Source organism: Brevibacillus porteri (assembly GCF_003013475.1).
GTDB lineage: Bacteria > Bacillota > Bacilli > Brevibacillales > Brevibacillaceae > Brevibacillus > Brevibacillus porteri.
In genome coordinates, this window is record NZ_PXZO01000007.1 from 17,808 (window position 1) to 33,130 (window position 15,323).

Below are 15,323 nucleotides of genomic sequence, written 5' to 3' on the forward strand. Positions count from 1 at the left end.
GAAGTTCCTCCTACAGCAAGCCTTCCATCAGATGGCAGACCACACGTTTGTTCGCAATGTCCACTTCCTTGATGCAATCATCGATATATGGCAGCAAGATTTCTCCGCGTTTCCCCTTCACTACCCACACATCGTTTGCTCCTGGCTGCATGACATCCACGATTTTCCCCAGTTCTTCGCCCTCGTCAGTTACTACGACGCAGCCGACGAGCTGATGAATGTAGAACTCGTCCTCTTCTAATTCCATCAGCGCTTCCTCTGGAATTTTCAACTCTCCGCCCTTGTACTTTTCGATATCGTTAATATGCTCATAGCCTTGGAAGCTCACAATCTCAAAATTTTTATGCGAGCGACGAGAAACGATTTTCAATTTTAGCGGCTCACTGAGTGTCGGATGGAACAAGTACAGCTCATTTCCTTTGCGAAAACGCTGATCTGGAAAGTCAGTCGTAGGTGTTACACGTACCTCACCACGCAGGCCATGCGTATTAACCAGTTTGCCTACTCCGTAAAAACTATTTTGGCTCAACGTGTTCATTCCTCCTTTTTTTTGTTCCCATTTTTCGTTTGTAGCCGAATCTCATGTACCAGACCATCTTTTATCATGATATCCGTTCCGGACATCATTTCATCCCAGACATCACCCTCTTGAATCGTGACAGGGCTTTGAACCGTCTGGTAATCGATTTCGCTTCCCTCTGGGAGATTTTCTACCTGCTGGAGGGTATATGTCAGGTGATCTATCTTTTCCTTGCGTCGGCGCTCTTCCTGCGCGATTTTTTCCTGCGCCAACGCATATGTATCCGTAGACTTTTTCTTCGCCTCGGTTAATAGCTTTTTCGATTGAAACTGCCACTGCTCCCACTCTTTACGCTGCAAACGAAGTCGTTGGCTATACTGATCAATGAGAGCAGCCCGTGATGCTTCCGTAATGATCAGCTTAACCTGTACCGTCCGAAATATAGTAAGCACCTTCGCCACTCCTTTCGGAAAAACCATCATGGTTTATACGCATCTTGGATACTAGAAAAAAGACTGGGAAAGCTCCCAGCCTTTTCTCATACAATTTCAACCGTGACACGCTTGTCCGTTTCCACGGATGCGGCGATCACGACCGTGCGCAGGGCTTTCGCGATTCGTCCTTGTTTACCGATAATCTTCCCCATATCATCAGGGTGTACCGACAATTCAAAGACGAGGGTTCGCTCTTTGTCCACTGCGTTAACACGAACCTCATTCGGATGATCGACGAGAGCTTTAGCGATCGTTTCGACCAGCGCTTTCATCATCAAACCTCCAGATGACCGACTTATTTGCCGTATTTGGTTTCGTGCACTTTAGCCATAACGCCTTCTTTGGAGAGAAGGTTACGAACGGTATCAGTTGGAGCTGCACCATTCAGGATCCATTGAACCGCTTTGTCGGTATCAATTTTCACCACTGCCGGTTGTGCAACCGGGTTATAGTAACCGATTTCTTCAATGAAACGGCCATCGCGTGGGGAACGGGAGTCAGCTACTACTACACGGTAGAAAGGAGCTTTCTTGGAACCCATACGCTTCAGACGGATTTTAACTGCCATGTTGTGTCACCTCCTGTATTAATCAACGCTAGAAGAGCATCTGCGTTGGTGCTACTATATCTGAACCATCGCGGCCAGCTGACAAGTCAGTGTCGCGAGAGATCATGCCTACTTACTTGAACGGTGGTTTGAAGTTAAAGGGGAAGTTCATCCCGCCCTGGTTGTTGCCTCCGCCTTTTCCCATGAAAGGTAATCCGAAGCCTTTTTTCTTCGACTTCTTGACCATCTTGTCAGCAGCGCCTGAGAATTGCTTCATCATCTTTTTCATTTCCTCGAACTGCTTGAGGAAGCGATTGACTTCTTGAATGCTCGTTCCACTTCCGCTTGCGATGCGCTTGCGACGGTTGGCATTCAATAAATCAGGATTAGCGCGCTCTTGTTTGGTCATGGATTTGGCGATCGCTTCAACGCGGGCTATCTGCTTCTCATCCACGTTCATTTTGCCCTTCATCTTGTTCATTCCTGGCAGCATGCCGAGAATGTCTTCAAAAGGACCCAGGTTGCGAAGCTGCTGCATGGAATCCAGGAACATGTCGAAGGTAAACTCACCTTGACGCATTTGGCGTTCCATATCGCGTGCTTTGTCTTCATCTACGGATGCCTGTGCTTTTTCAATCAGGCTGAGTACGTCCCCCATACCCAAAATACGGGAAGCCATACGATCCGGATGGAACGGTTCGAGCGCATCCAGCTTTTCACCCATCGCCGCGAATTTGATCGGCTTGCCAGTGACAGCTTTGACGGACAGTGCCGCACCGCCTCGGGTATCACCGTCGAGCTTCGTGAGAACCACACCAGTCAGTTCGAGCTGGCTGTTAAAGCTCTCTGCTACGTTGACGGCATCTTGACCTGTCATCGCGTCCACGACGAGCAAAATCTCATCGGGCTTGGTTACCTCGCGAATCTGCTTCAACTCGTCCATCAGCGCTTCGTCAATATGCAGGCGACCTGCGGTATCGATGAGGACTACGTCGAGATGATTCGTCTTCGCGTGTTCAATCGCTTGGCGAGCGATATCGACAGGACTGACTTGATCACCGAGAGTGAAGACGGGAACATTGAGCTGCTCCCCTAAAACCTGAAGTTGCTTAATCGCAGCAGGACGGTAAATGTCTCCCGCTACCAGAAGCGGCTTGCGGTTTTGCTTTTGCAAGTACTTGGCCAGCTTACCGGTTGTGGTCGTTTTACCTGCCCCTTGCAGACCTGCCATCATGATGACGGTCGGCGGGCGGTGCGCCATCGTGAGCTGAGCAACGTTACCACCCATCAGGGCGACCAGTTCTTCATTCACGATCTTGATCACCATTTGACCAGGTGTCAGGCTTTTCATGACTTCCTGACCGACTGCGCGCTCCTTGACACGAGCAACGAAGTCTTTTACTACTTTAAAGTTAACGTCTGCTTCCAACAGGGCCAGACGAACTTCACGCATCGCTTCATTCACGATGGTCTCGTCTATTTTTCCTCTGCCGCGCAGTTTGTCAAACGCGTTTTGCAGCCGATTGGCTAAGCTCTCAAACGCCATGCGAGCCCTCCTAATCCATCTCTGACAGTTGGTGGAGCAAAGTGTTCAGCTCGTCTCTTGTCTCGCTCTCCGAAAGCTCATTTACAAGTTCATTCATGCGATTCAACACGTCCATGCGCTTTTCATGACGCTCAGCGAGGCGAAGCTTCTGATCGTATTCGAACAGTTGCTTCTCCGCCCGCTTAATATGATCATAAACAGCTTGGCGGCTGACCTCATGCATCTCGGCAATTTCTCCGAGCGATAAATCGTCCAGATAATACAGCTCAAGATATTCTTGCTGCTTGCCCTTGAGTAGCGGCGCGTAAAAGTCAAACAAGAGATTGACTTGATTGGTCTTTTCTAACATGAAACCAATCCTTTGCTATGAGGTACTCGTTTCAAACTGTAAAGACTTTTTCTTTACAGCACGTAGATTATAGTACCTAATTCCACACCTAGTGTCAAGGTTTTTTATTGACATCATTTTTTTATCTTCGAAACACTATGTTTTACGCGTTTTCCTGCTCTTCTGTTTCATCTTTTTGAATCAATCCAGCAAAAAGTGCATGAACAAATTGCTCGGGATCAAACTGCTGCAAGTCATCCATTCTTTCACCCAAGCCAACGTATTTCACTGGAATGTTCAGCTCGTTGCGAATCGCAATGACGATACCACCCTTTGCTGTGCCATCCAGCTTGGTCAGGACTAAACCTGTTACACCAGCAGACTGTCCAAAGGTTTTCGCCTGCGAAAGCGCATTTTGCCCAGTCGTAGCGTCCAATACTAGCAAGACCTCATGTGGAGCTCCTGGCAATTCGCGTTGTAATACGCGGTGTACCTTCGCCAACTCTTCCATGAGATTGACTTTGTTTTGCAAGCGGCCTGCGGTATCGCACAACAGCACATCGACTTGGCGGGATTTCGCTGCCTGAATCGCATCGTAGATCACAGCAGCCGGATCAGAGCCTTGCTGCTGCTTGATTACGTCAACGCCTACACGCTCTCCCCAAACCTCCAGCTGTTCAATCGCTGCTGCACGGAACGTGTCACCTGCTGCCAGCAGCACTTTTTTATTTTGCTGCTTGAACATATGAGCCATTTTACCGATCGTGGTCGTTTTCCCTACTCCGTTTACCCCTACGAACAAAATGACATTCAGACGACCGTCCTCTACGTTCAGAGACGTATCCGCAGCAGCATCATTTTTCAAAAGGGCAACCAGTTTTTCTGAGAGAATGGGCTGCAGGTCGATCGCATTCTCGATTTTTTGCTTGCGCACTTCTGTCCGCAGGTCGTCAATGAGCTCCATTACGGTATTGACGCCCACATCGGACGTAATCAAAATTTCCTCTAATTCATCGAAAAAGTCATCGTCGATCTTTTTGTAGCGACGTACCAGATCCTCTACTTTTTCTACTAGCAGGTCTCTCGTTTTAGCCAAACCATCCGTAAACTTCTGGGTGACCTCTTCGGATTTTTGGACAATAGCATCACGAAGGCGCTTGAAAAAACTCATGTTCATCTTCCTTTGCGGGTAGTATCAATTGAATGGAAAATCCGTTTAAGAGGCTGATTCGATAAACTTGTCACTGTCCTCCAGCTTCACGGAGACGAGTTTGGACACGCCGCCCTCTTGCATCGTGATACCGTATAGCACGTCTGCGCTCTCCATTGTGCCTTTTCTGTGTGTGACGCAAATAAACTGCGTCTGGTTGCTAAAATGGTGCATGTACTCGGCGAAACGGTTAACGTTTGCCTCATCCAGCGCGGCTTCTACCTCATCCAATACACAGAATGGCACTGGCTTCACACGCAGGATGGCAAATAGCAAGGCCATCGCAGTCAAAGCACGTTCGCCCCCGGATAAGAGTGCAAGATTTTGCAGCTTCTTGCCAGGTGGCTGCGCCACGATATCGATACCCGTCTCAAGCAGATTATCTGGGTTAGAGAGTACAAGATCTGCGCGTCCTCCGCCAAACAGTTGGACAAACACGTCGCGGAACTGCTCTGAAATCGCATCAAATGTATCTTTGAAGCGGCGCGACATCTCTGCGTTCATTTCTTGGATCACTTGATAGAGCATGTCTTTTGCTTCATTCAAATCAGCTTCCTGCGAGCTTAAGAACTGCTGACGCTCGGATAAGCGCTCATATTCCTCAATCGCGCCAAGATTCACAGTGCCAAGTGCCCCAATCTGCTTTTTGAGACGATTGACCACTTGTGTCTCTTCCTGAATCTCGCCACGTGCCGGATATTTTTGCTTTGCCAGGTCGTAGCTCATTTCGTATTCTTCGGAGAGTTTATTCAACAGATGATCCAGCTCTACCTCGTTGCGGTTGACTTTTACTTCTTCCTGATGAAGCTTTTCCTCGAGCGATTTAACCTCGCGGCGGATTTCCTTCACCTGCTGTTCCACTTGCTCCTGTTTGTAAAAGAGAGTCGCCCTCTCACTTCGCCGCTCTTGAATCAAGCCAGCTACACGGTCTTTATCCTGACGCAATTCACTAATGCGCTGATCCAGCTCAAGCCCGGACGATTCGTTCGTACGCTCCAGCTCATCAAGAGATGCCAAGTTCGCGTTTTGTTCTTCCCATTCGCGCTGCAATTGGCTTTTTTGCTCCAGCAAACGTTCTGTTTGCTCCAAGCGCGATTGATACTCTTGCTTGACCTGCGCATTCAGTACTTTGAGACTTGTTATTTTTTGATTCATTTCTTCTTTGGATTCGAGCTGCTCTTGACGTTTCGCCTCTGCTTCTGCGATCTGCGCACCGAGCTCTTTTTCCTCTTCCTCCATGGCAGCCAAAGAGGCTTGCAGCTGCTCTTGCTTTCGTTTGGCTTCTTCCATCTCGCGGCGATAGCCTTCTATATCTTGTTCAACAAGCTTTGCTCGCTCGCCCAAGGATCTGCCTTCCGATTCTTTTTGCTGCAAGAGTCCTTTTACTTCTTGTTCTTTCACTCTCAGACTTTCGCCTTCTGTACGCAGAGCTTCTTGCTCCTGCTGCATTTGCGCCAGTTCCTTCGTCAACTGCTCCATAAGGGTAGTATGCCCAGAAATTGCCTGGTCGATTTCTACTAGCTGCGCTTCCAGCTCTTCTGATTGACGGTTGCGTCCAAGCAGGTTCGTGCTGTTCTTTTTCAAGGCCCCCCCTGTCATAGAACCGCCAGCATTCACGATATCGCCTTCCAGCGTCACGACGCGATAGCGGTAGCCAAGCGTACGGGCCACACGGTTTGCTTGCTCCAGCTTTTCCGTAATAATGACGTTGCCCAATAAACTTTCGAGGATAGGTCTATACGCTTCCTCAAAGGTCACGAGCTCACTCGCGATTCCGACGACTCCACTCTCCGCCTCCAGCTGGCGCTTATCGCTTGCCTGCAAGGTGCGAGGACGGATGACATCGAGCGGTAGAAATGTCGCCCTACCCGCATTGTGCTGCTTCAAGTGAGCAATGGCTGCACGACCAGATGCTTCGTCGTCCACGACGACGTTTTGCAGTGCGCCACCCAATGCTACTTCCATCGCCGTCTCGTATTGCTGTGGCACGACAACGAGCTCAGCCACCGCTCCATGAATTCCTTTAAAGCCACGCTCGCGTGCTTTCAAAATTTCTTTTACGCCTTGCTGAAACCCTGCGAACTCCGACTGCATTTCTTTTAACAGGTCAAAACGAGACTTCGCCGCTTCCCGCTTTTGTTCCCAGTGGCGCAGCTCTCGACGGGCTGTTTCAAGGCGGGCTTGTCCTTCGCGCATACCCTCAACCAGCTCTTTGTATCTGACACCCGTTTCTTGAATGGTAGAAACGATCTTCTCCAACTGATCTTGGAGCTGGCTCAACTGAGCTAGTCGCTGCTCTTCTTCTTCATCGAGCTGTTTTTTTCCAGACAATTGACGTTCGACTCTGGCCTCGCTTGTCTTGAGAAGCTGCTCTTGATGACGATTTTCGTTGCGCAGATTCGCCATTTCGTTGAGCTTTTCGAAGTAATCGCTCTTCAAACGCTCGACATCATCTGTCAGTGATTGCACCATGGAAAAAAATTGACCTTCTGCTTCTTGTAGCGAAGCGTGGGCTTCGGTCATTCGGCGATCCGCTTCCTTGGCCCGCTCTTGTTCTTCAGCCAATTCTGCCTCAAGACCGTGCTGCTTCTCGGTAATCCGATGCATCTGCTCCATCGTCTGCTGACGATTGGCATTGAGATTGCGCATACGCTCCCGCAATACCTCACGTTGTCCTTCGACTTTCTCGGTCTCTTCACTGACTGTCAAAAGTACTTGTTGCAGCTCTTCGATGGATTGGTCGATTTGGGTGACATGAAAACGCGCTTGCTCCAAATCAGCTTCTTGCTTGGATGCTTCGGTCGTTTGTCCGATTAACAGATTCTTGAGTTCCTCTACGCGTCCTGTCGCTGCTTCCCACTTCGTATGAGCTGCTTCAATTTGCTGCACGTAAAGAGCTACTTCATGCTCAACCAACTGGCGATGAAGCTCCTTGTACGTCTTGGCTATTTCTGCCTGCTCCTGCAAAGGTCCGATCTGCTCCGTAATTTCACTGACGATATCGTGAATACGCACCAGATTTTGCTCGGTGTCATCGAGCTTTTTCTCAGCCTCGCGCTTACGTGTTTTGTATTTGACGATTCCGGCTGCTTCTTCAAATATTCCACGGCGATCCTCGGACTTGGTACTGAGGATTTCCTCAATTTTTCCTTGACCGATAATGGAATACGCTTCTTTACCCAGCCCGGTATCCATAAACAGCTCCATGATGTCTTTTAGACGGCAGGATCTGTTGTTTATGTAGTACTCACTGTCACCAGAACGATACACTCTGCGGGTAACGGATACCTCCGAATATTCCACATCGAGCGAACGATCTGTATTGTCCAAGGTGAGTGTCACTTCTGCGAAATTCACTGGCTTGCGCTTGTCGCTACCCGCGAAAATAATGTCTTCCATTTTCGCTCCACGCAACGACTTCGCGCTCTGTTCCCCCAGCACCCAGCGGATCGAATCAGATACGTTACTTTTCCCACTTCCATTCGGTCCCACTACGGCTGTTACCCCTGGTACAAATTCCAATTCCGTGCGATCGGCAAAGGATTTGAATCCAGCCAGCTCCAGGCGTTTCAAATACATACGTACGGTCCTCCTTAAGAAACCATCCAAGACTGCCTGCCAAACTGACAGATTGAAAACATGCAAGGTTCGGATGGTACCCGAAAAGAAGCCCCTGCATCGAACAGGAGCTACCTACTACGAGCCTACATGGTCATCTGTAGGTAAGTGTAACATAGATAGCGGTCATCTCGCAGTATTTTCCCTATGTTTCCCACCCGAAAGAAAAAAGCTGCACCATCTTGTAGCAGATGATGCAGCCCTTCTCGCTGACGAGTGATTATTTATCCCCCAGCTTGACCAATGCTCGTGCAGCAGCTTGCTGTTCCGCTTCTTTTTTGGAGCGGCCAGAGCCGATGCCAAGCGAACGATTGTTCAAAAGCACCTCAGATACGAATTCTCGATTATGAGCTGGTCCTTTTTCTTCTACAATTCGGTAATGGATGTCTCCCAGATTGTCTTGTTGAACAAATTCCTGCAACTGGCTCTTGAAGTCGGTTACCTGGGCAAACTCTCCTTTGTCGATGCGCGGGTACACGTATTTTTCCATAAATGAAAAGACTGCGTCCAACCCCTGATCCAAGTAAAGCGCACCTACAAACGCCTCAAAAACGTCCGCTAGCAAGGCTGGTCGCTGACGTCCACCTGTCAGCTCTTCCCCTTTTCCCAGCAATACGAGATCGCCAAAATTCAACAGTTCAGCAAACTTGACGAGAGAAGGTTCACAGACAATGGCTGCACGCAGCTTCGTCATTTCCCCTTCGCTCATCTTCGGAAAAGTTTTATACAAAAACTGGGAGACAGTCAACTCCAACACAGCATCCCCCAAAAACTCTAGCCGCTCATTGTCTGATATTCGTTTGCCGCGTTGCTCGTTCACGTAGGAAGAATGGGTGAATGCCTGCCGCAAAACACTTTCATCGCGAAAGCGAAAGCCTATCATTTCTTGCAGCTGTGCAAAATTCATCACCCTCACCACCATTCCAGGAGACTGCCTACTTTTTCTATCAGCAGGGCTCATTTATGCTTCGTATCGCTTCAGGATTACCGTTGCGTTGTGACCGCCGAATCCAAATGTATTGGAAACAGCCACATTGACGGTCGCCTTGCGCGCATGGTTCGGAACATAGTCCAGATCACATTCTGGATCCGGGTTTTCCAAGTTGATTGTTGGAGGCAGTACTTGATCACGCAGCGCATATGCCGTCGCGATGGCCTCGACACCACCAGTAGCACCCAACAGATGGCCTGTCATCGATTTGGTCGAGCTGACAGCCAGTTTGTATGCGTGCTCGCCAAACACACTCTTGATCGCTTGTGTTTCTGCGATATCTCCTTGGTCAGTAGAAGTACCATGTGCATTAATATATTGAACTTCTGTTGGGTCAACGCCAGCGTCTTTCAGTGCGCTTGCCATGCAACGCGCTGCCCCTTCGCCACCAGGAGATGGAGAAGTAATATGATGAGCATCTGCACTCATCCCGTAGCCAATGACTTCCGCGATGATCGTTGCTCCACGTTTTTTCGCATGCTCAAGCTCTTCCAGGATCAGAACACCAGCACCTTCGCCCATTACGAAGCCATCGCGATCTTGGTCAAACGGACGGCTTGCTTTCTGTGGCTCATCGTTTCTGGTGGACATCGCTTTCGCTGAGCAAAAGCCTGCAAATGCCATTGGACGCACCGTTGCTTCTGCTCCACCTGCGATCATAACATCGGCGTGATCGAACTGGATCAGACGCAGTGCATCACCGATCGCATTGGTACCTGTCGCACAAGCAGTAATCGCGCTGGAAGTTGGTCCTTTTGCACCGTATTGAATGGATACTGCACCAGACGCCATGTTTGCAATCAGCATCGGAATGAAGAACGGACTCACGCGACGCGGTCCTTTTTCCAACAATACGGAATGCTGTTCTTCCCATGTTGTCAGACCACCGATTCCGGACCCGATGTATACACCCACTCGTTCCGCATTTTCTGGCGTGATCTCCAGTTTTGCATCTTCTACAGCCATTTTGGCAGCAGCTAATCCAAACTGAACGAATCGGTCTGTACGTCGGATATCTTTCTTGTCCATATACTGCTCAGGATCGAAGTTTTTCACTTCGCCTGCAATTTGTGTTGGATAATCAGAAGCGTCAAAGGCAGCCACACGGTCAATGCCTGATTTTCCTTCCAGTAAGCTGTTCCAGAAAGTCTGCGCGTCATTCCCTACTGGAGAAACGACACCAACGCCAGTAATCACCACTCTGCGTTTCATTGCAATCACCTCTATATGAAAGTCAGCAGTCAGCTTCTCACATTCACTGCATGCAAAACATGTATTTATTTGGATTATGTACAGGTGGCTATTGAAGGAGAAGTCCCGTATGGTACGGGACTTCCAACAGATCCAACTACTTGTGAGATTCTATGTATTTAACAACCTCACCAACAGAAGTGATCTTTTCAGCATCTTCGTCGGAAATCTCTAAATCAAACTCATCTTCGAGTTCCATTACGAGTTCAACCACATCCAGGGAGTCAGCGCCCAGGTCTTCTTTGAAAGAAGCTTCCAAAGTAATTTTGGACTCATCTACACCCAGACGATCGACGATGATTTTCTTTACACGCTCCAAAGTATCTGCCATCTTGCTTCACCCCCTCTCCCGTATTATAGTGGATGAGCTTTCAAAAAACCAGTTTTCGTAAAAACGCTCGATTGAGGTTTTCTAATTACATGTACATTCCGCCGTCTACATGCAGGGTCTGCCCTGTCATGTAGTTGGCCGCATCGGATGCCAGGAACAGCACCACAGCTGCGATATCATCAGTTTGTCCCAAGCGGGCAAGCGGAATTTGGCTTGTGAGTCCTGCTTTGACATCCTCAGGCAATACAGCAGTCATTTCTGTATCGATAAATCCTGGTGCAACAGCATTCACCGTGATGTTACGGCTAGCCAGCTCGCGAGCAGCCGTCTTCGTCAAGCCAATAACCCCAGCTTTTGCCGCCACGTAGTTTGCTTGTCCTGCGTTCCCCAAAACACCTACCACAGAGGTGATGTTGATGATTTTGCCTGAACGCTGCTTCATCATTGGGCGGGTCGCTGCCTTTACGCAGTTGAATACACCCTTTAAATTCGTTGCAATGACATCGTCCCACTCGTCTTCTTTCATGCGCATGATCAGGTTATCGCGAGTAATACCCGCATTGTTCACGAGAATATCGATCACACCAAAATGATCCAAAGCAGCTTTGAACATGTCGTTGACATCTTCTGTAGAAGAAACGTTCGCGCGAATCATGATGGCATCGCGGCCCATTTCTTTAATAAGCGCAACAGTCTCGCTCGCTGCCGCTTCACTACCTGCGTAATTGACAACCACATTAGCACCAGCTTCTGCTAGCTTCAATGCAATCGCACGCCCAATGCCACGGGAAGCCCCTGTGACCAGTGCTGTTTTTCCTGTTAGCATAGTACCCCTCCGTTCAATAGCTCAGTAAGCGAATCCATATCCTGTACAGAGATAATCGTCGCATCCGCTGGTGCGATTTTCTTGATCAAGCCGGCCAAAACTTTTCCTGGACCGATCTCTACAAAGGTTGTCACGCCTGCTTCGACCATCCATTGTACAGAGTCCTCCCACAAAACTGGGGCGGAAACTTGTTGAACTAATTGATCTACAATAATAGTAGCCTCAGACACTGGTCTAGCCGTTACGTTTGCCACAACAGGCACAGTCGCTTCTTGTACCGTAACTCCAGCCAAAACTGCTTGCAGTTTATCTGCTGCGGGCTGCATCAAGCTCGAGTGGAACGGACCGCTTACATTCAACGGAAGGACACGCTTTGCGCCCGCTTCCTTCGCTTTTTCACCGGCCAGTTTCACACCTTCAGCAGAACCAGAGATGACAATTTGCCCCGGGCAGTTCATGTTCGCTAATTGAACAGGATGTCCAGATGCTGTTACTTCTTCGCAAACCGCATGCAGTGCCGCGCGATCCATGTTCAAGACAGCGGCCATTGCGCCTTGTCCCGCTGGCACTGCCTCTTCCATGAACTGCCCACGAGCTCGCACTGTTTTAACTGCATCTGCAAAGGACAAGGCCCCAGCTGCAACCAGAGCAGAATACTCACCCAAGCTGTGACCCGCTACAAACGCCGGCTTATAGTCAGGCAACTTTTCGTTCAATGCTGCCATAACAGCGATGCTGGCTGTCAAAATAGCTGGCTGTGTGTTTGCTGTCAGCTTCAATTCCTCTTCTGGTCCTGCAAAACACAGTCCCGACAAGGAAAAGCCGAGCGCTTCATCAGCCTGCTCAAATATGTGATGGGCAGCTTCCGATTGTTCGGAGAGCGCTTGCCCCATTCCTACAAATTGCGAACCTTGCCCCGGAAAAACAAAGGCTACTTTTCCCATTCCTACTTGCTCCCTTCTGCCGGAGTCGTGCACCACTTCAAGAGCGTCGCTCCCCAAGTCAAGCCGCCACCAAACCCAACCAGAATCAGGTTATCGCCTTCTTTTACGCGACCAGCCTTTACTGCTTCATCCAACGCTACTGGAATGGAGGCAGAGGACATGTTTCCATAACGATCCAGGTTGATCGCAACTTTATCCTCAGACAGACCGAAACGCTGTACAGCAGAGTCGATGATGCGTTTGTTTGCCTGATGCGGCACCAACAGGTCGATCTCATCCTTCGATACGCCCGCTTTGGACAAGACAGCCTCTGTTGCAGAATTCATGACGCGAACGGCGAATTTGAAAACTTCTCCGCCTGCCATGTAGAGATAATGCAGTCCTTGTTCGACAGACTCAGTAGATGCAGGTGTTCTGGAACCGCCTGCTGGTATGCACAAGAGAGATCCGCCTGATCCATCTGCGCCGAGCTCAAAGGACTGGAAGCCGTAGCCCTCAGTAACTTCACCGATAACAGCTGCACCTGCGCCGTCTCCGAACAACACACATGTATTTCGATCTTTGTAATTCGTAATTTTGGACAAGGTCTCAACGCCTACGACCAACACTTTTTTATACAAACCGTTTTCGATGAACTGAGTCGCTGTCGTAATTCCATACAAAAAGCCTGTGCAAGCCGCGGAAAGATCCATAGCAGCCGCACGTGTAGCACCCAGCTTTTCTTGCAGCAAGCAAGCAGTAGACGGGAACGACATGTCAGGCGTTACGGTAGCGACAATGATCATATCCAACTGTTCCGCGCTGATGTTTGCTTTTTCGAGCGCTTCTTTGGCAGCCTCGTAAGCCAAGTCGGAGGAAGCTTGCTCCGGTGAGCTAATGCGGCGTTCTCTGATGCCAGTTCGGGAAACAATCCACTCATCAGAGGTTTCCACCATTTTCTCCAGATCAAAGTTCGTCAACACCCGCTCCGGGGTATAAGACCCTGTAGACAAAATTCCTACTGAACGCTTTGCACTCATCTGCCTCACTCGCTTTCTCCCAAAGTATTTTTCTGTAATGATTGCTGGATAACCTCGTTCACGTCCTGCTGAATAAATCGCGTAGCACTAACAATCGCGTTTTTCATCGCACGTTCATTTGAGGAACCGTGGGCCTTGATCACAGGGGATTTCAATCCCAGCAAGGGAGCACCACCGTATTCCGCATAATCCATTTTCTTTTTAAAGCGAACCAATCCAGGTTTCAGAATGGCCGCTCCTAGCTTATTAATCAGGCTGGAAGTAAACTCCTGCTTCAACTGCGAAAAGATTGTGGAGGCAGCACCCTCTACGGCCTTTAACAAAACATTTCCTACAAAGCCGTCGCATACGAGCACATCACAGGCTCCTTGCATAACATCGCGCGCTTCCACATTTCCTACAAAGTTCAAGTCAGCTTCTTGAAGGAGAGGAAAAACAGCTTTCGTTAATTCGTTCCCTTTTCCTTCTTCCGTCCCGACATTCAGCAAGCCTACTGTCGGCCGTTCGAAGCCCAACACTTTTTCAGCATACAAGCTCCCCATCACCGCGTATTGTACAAGCTGATGTGGCTTGGCATCCATATTGGCTCCGACGTCTAGCGTCAGTGTTACTCGGCCTTTTGTATTCGGGATATAGGCACAAAGCGCAGGGCGCTCGATTCCATCCATGCGACCAGCGTACAGCAAGCCTGCTGTCATTAAAGCGCCCGTATTCCCAGCCGAGATCATCGCGTCGACTTTTTTCTCGCGCGCCATCTCAACAGCTACGACCAGCGAAGAATTTTTCTTACGCCGAACAGCTCGAACCGGTTCATCATCTGGCAAAATCACTTCCGCTGCAGGAACGATCTCGATGTTTGCCGGAATATCCTGCGGCAAGTGGTTCCGAATAGCCTGTTCATCTCCCACCAATACAACTGTAATGGCTGGGTTTTCCTTGATGGCAGCAAGCGCCCCTAATACGGTACTCTTCGGTGCGTGATCGCCGCCCATCGCATCCACTGCAATTCGCAACCGTGACTCCTCCTTACTCCTCATCCATGCTGTTATGGTAGCTCGACATTTCAACTACACGGAAGGTTGCGGTAAAGACCAATTCACCTTGGACCTTTGTCTCTACGCGCACCTTGCATTCGTCGCCGTCTCGGCTTCTTACCACTGCTTTGGCCACCAGCTTTTCCCCTATTCGTACAGGACGCACAAAACGGATTCTCGCCGTAGCTGTCAACGCTACGTCTGCGTTAATTACTGCTACTGCCAATGAGTTGGCCTGAGCAAATATATAATGCCCTCTGGCAATTTGTGTTTTCGAAAAAACGTGTTCTTCTTTGATTTCCAATACGGAAATGGCCTGTGAATCGAGCTGTAGATCAACAATTTCACCGATGATTTCATCGACACCCAATGATTTTACAGGATCAAGACTTTTCTCTGCGACTGTCTTGATACGTTCACGCAGCTCAGGTATTCCTAATTCCAGACGGTCTAAACGTATGGTTTGAATACTGACATGAAATAACTCAGCCAGATCTTCGTCCGTCGCAAATGGATTATCCGCCAGATACTGCACCAAGCGGGACTGGCGATCTTTTTTTGGCAAGCGGGCGATGCCGAACACCCCCATAAGCAGGATTCAATTGTACTATGTATGATTGCGATCTGTTTTTAATACCTGGTACCAAAACACAGTATAAGGGAG

At 49.2% G+C, this 15,323-nt stretch carries 16 protein-coding genes; all 16 read right to left on the reverse strand.

All coding sequences use genetic code 11. The features are described 5' to 3' along the window. Positions 1 to 10: 10 nt before the first annotated feature. Complete coding sequence (gene rimM / locus C7R92_RS05975) at positions 11 to 538, reverse strand: ribosome maturation factor RimM (protein ID WP_069849337.1); 528 nt, start codon at positions 536 to 538, stop codon at positions 11 to 13. Then, a complete protein-coding gene (locus tag C7R92_RS05980; RefSeq protein WP_106833595.1) occupies positions 535 to 972 on the reverse strand; it encodes a YlqD family protein in 438 nt (145 codons plus the stop codon). The genes rimM and C7R92_RS05980 overlap by 4 nt, the downstream gene beginning before the upstream one ends. A gap of 86 nt (positions 973 to 1,058) precedes the next feature. Then, positions 1,059 to 1,286 carry a KH domain-containing protein gene (locus C7R92_RS05985; RefSeq protein ID WP_007719711.1) on the reverse strand — a complete coding sequence of 76 codons (228 nt, stop codon included), beginning with the start codon at positions 1,284 to 1,286 and terminating at the stop codon, positions 1,059 to 1,061. Positions 1,287 to 1,309: 23 nt separating this feature from the next. Continuing rightward, the gene (gene rpsP / locus C7R92_RS05990; RefSeq protein WP_007719713.1) at positions 1,310 to 1,582 is read right to left on the reverse strand and encodes a 30S ribosomal protein S16; all 273 of its coding nucleotides are present in this window, start codon (positions 1,580 to 1,582) and stop codon (positions 1,310 to 1,312) included. 112 nt (positions 1,583 to 1,694) lie between these two features. Next, positions 1,695 to 3,107, reverse strand: a complete 1,413-nt coding sequence (gene ffh, locus C7R92_RS05995) for a signal recognition particle protein (protein ID WP_106833554.1) — start codon at positions 3,105 to 3,107, stop codon at positions 1,695 to 1,697. 10 nt (positions 3,108 to 3,117) lie between these two features. Further along, complete coding sequence (locus C7R92_RS06000) at positions 3,118 to 3,456, reverse strand: putative DNA-binding protein (protein WP_017249368.1); 339 nt, start codon at positions 3,454 to 3,456, stop codon at positions 3,118 to 3,120. Between the two features lie 142 nt (positions 3,457 to 3,598). Further along, positions 3,599 to 4,606, reverse strand: coding sequence for a signal recognition particle-docking protein FtsY (gene ftsY / locus C7R92_RS06005; RefSeq protein WP_017249369.1), 1,008 nt, complete (start codon positions 4,604 to 4,606; stop codon positions 3,599 to 3,601). A 45-nt stretch (positions 4,607 to 4,651) separates the two neighbouring features. Next, positions 4,652 to 8,224 (reverse strand): chromosome segregation protein SMC, encoded by a 3,573-nt coding sequence (gene smc / locus C7R92_RS06010; RefSeq protein WP_106833555.1) that lies wholly within the window; start codon positions 8,222 to 8,224, stop codon positions 4,652 to 4,654. Positions 8,225 to 8,483: 259 nt separating this feature from the next. Next, positions 8,484 to 9,170: a ribonuclease III gene (gene rnc, locus C7R92_RS06015; protein ID WP_232030391.1), complete on the reverse strand. Its 687-nt coding sequence runs from the start codon at positions 9,168 to 9,170 to the stop codon at positions 8,484 to 8,486. A 54-nt stretch (positions 9,171 to 9,224) separates the two neighbouring features. Continuing rightward, the gene (gene fabF, locus C7R92_RS06020) at positions 9,225 to 10,466 is read right to left on the reverse strand and encodes a beta-ketoacyl-ACP synthase II (RefSeq protein WP_017249371.1); all 1,242 of its coding nucleotides are present in this window, start codon (positions 10,464 to 10,466) and stop codon (positions 9,225 to 9,227) included. 136 nt (positions 10,467 to 10,602) lie between these two features. After that, on the reverse strand, positions 10,603 to 10,836 hold the full coding sequence (gene acpP / locus C7R92_RS06025) for an acyl carrier protein (RefSeq protein ID WP_005834336.1): 234 nt from the start codon (positions 10,834 to 10,836) through the stop codon (positions 10,603 to 10,605). A gap of 85 nt (positions 10,837 to 10,921) precedes the next feature. Next, positions 10,922 to 11,662, reverse strand: a complete 741-nt coding sequence (gene fabG / locus C7R92_RS06030) for a 3-oxoacyl-[acyl-carrier-protein] reductase (protein WP_017249372.1) — start codon at positions 11,660 to 11,662, stop codon at positions 10,922 to 10,924. Continuing rightward, on the reverse strand, positions 11,656 to 12,606 hold the full coding sequence (fabD, locus tag C7R92_RS06035; RefSeq protein ID WP_106833557.1) for an ACP S-malonyltransferase: 951 nt from the start codon (positions 12,604 to 12,606) through the stop codon (positions 11,656 to 11,658). The genes fabG and fabD overlap by 7 nt, the downstream gene beginning before the upstream one ends. 2 nt (positions 12,607 to 12,608) lie before the next feature. Then, on the reverse strand, positions 12,609 to 13,625 hold the full coding sequence (locus C7R92_RS06040) for a beta-ketoacyl-ACP synthase III (protein WP_026043147.1): 1,017 nt from the start codon (positions 13,623 to 13,625) through the stop codon (positions 12,609 to 12,611). 5 nt (positions 13,626 to 13,630) lie between these two features. Next, on the reverse strand, positions 13,631 to 14,638 hold the full coding sequence (plsX, locus tag C7R92_RS06045; RefSeq protein ID WP_017249375.1) for a phosphate acyltransferase PlsX: 1,008 nt from the start codon (positions 14,636 to 14,638) through the stop codon (positions 13,631 to 13,633). Between the two features lie 13 nt (positions 14,639 to 14,651). Continuing rightward, positions 14,652 to 15,248: a transcription factor FapR gene (gene fapR, locus C7R92_RS06050; protein ID WP_412678981.1), complete on the reverse strand. Its 597-nt coding sequence runs from the start codon at positions 15,246 to 15,248 to the stop codon at positions 14,652 to 14,654. Between the last annotated feature and the right edge of the window lie 75 nt (positions 15,249 to 15,323).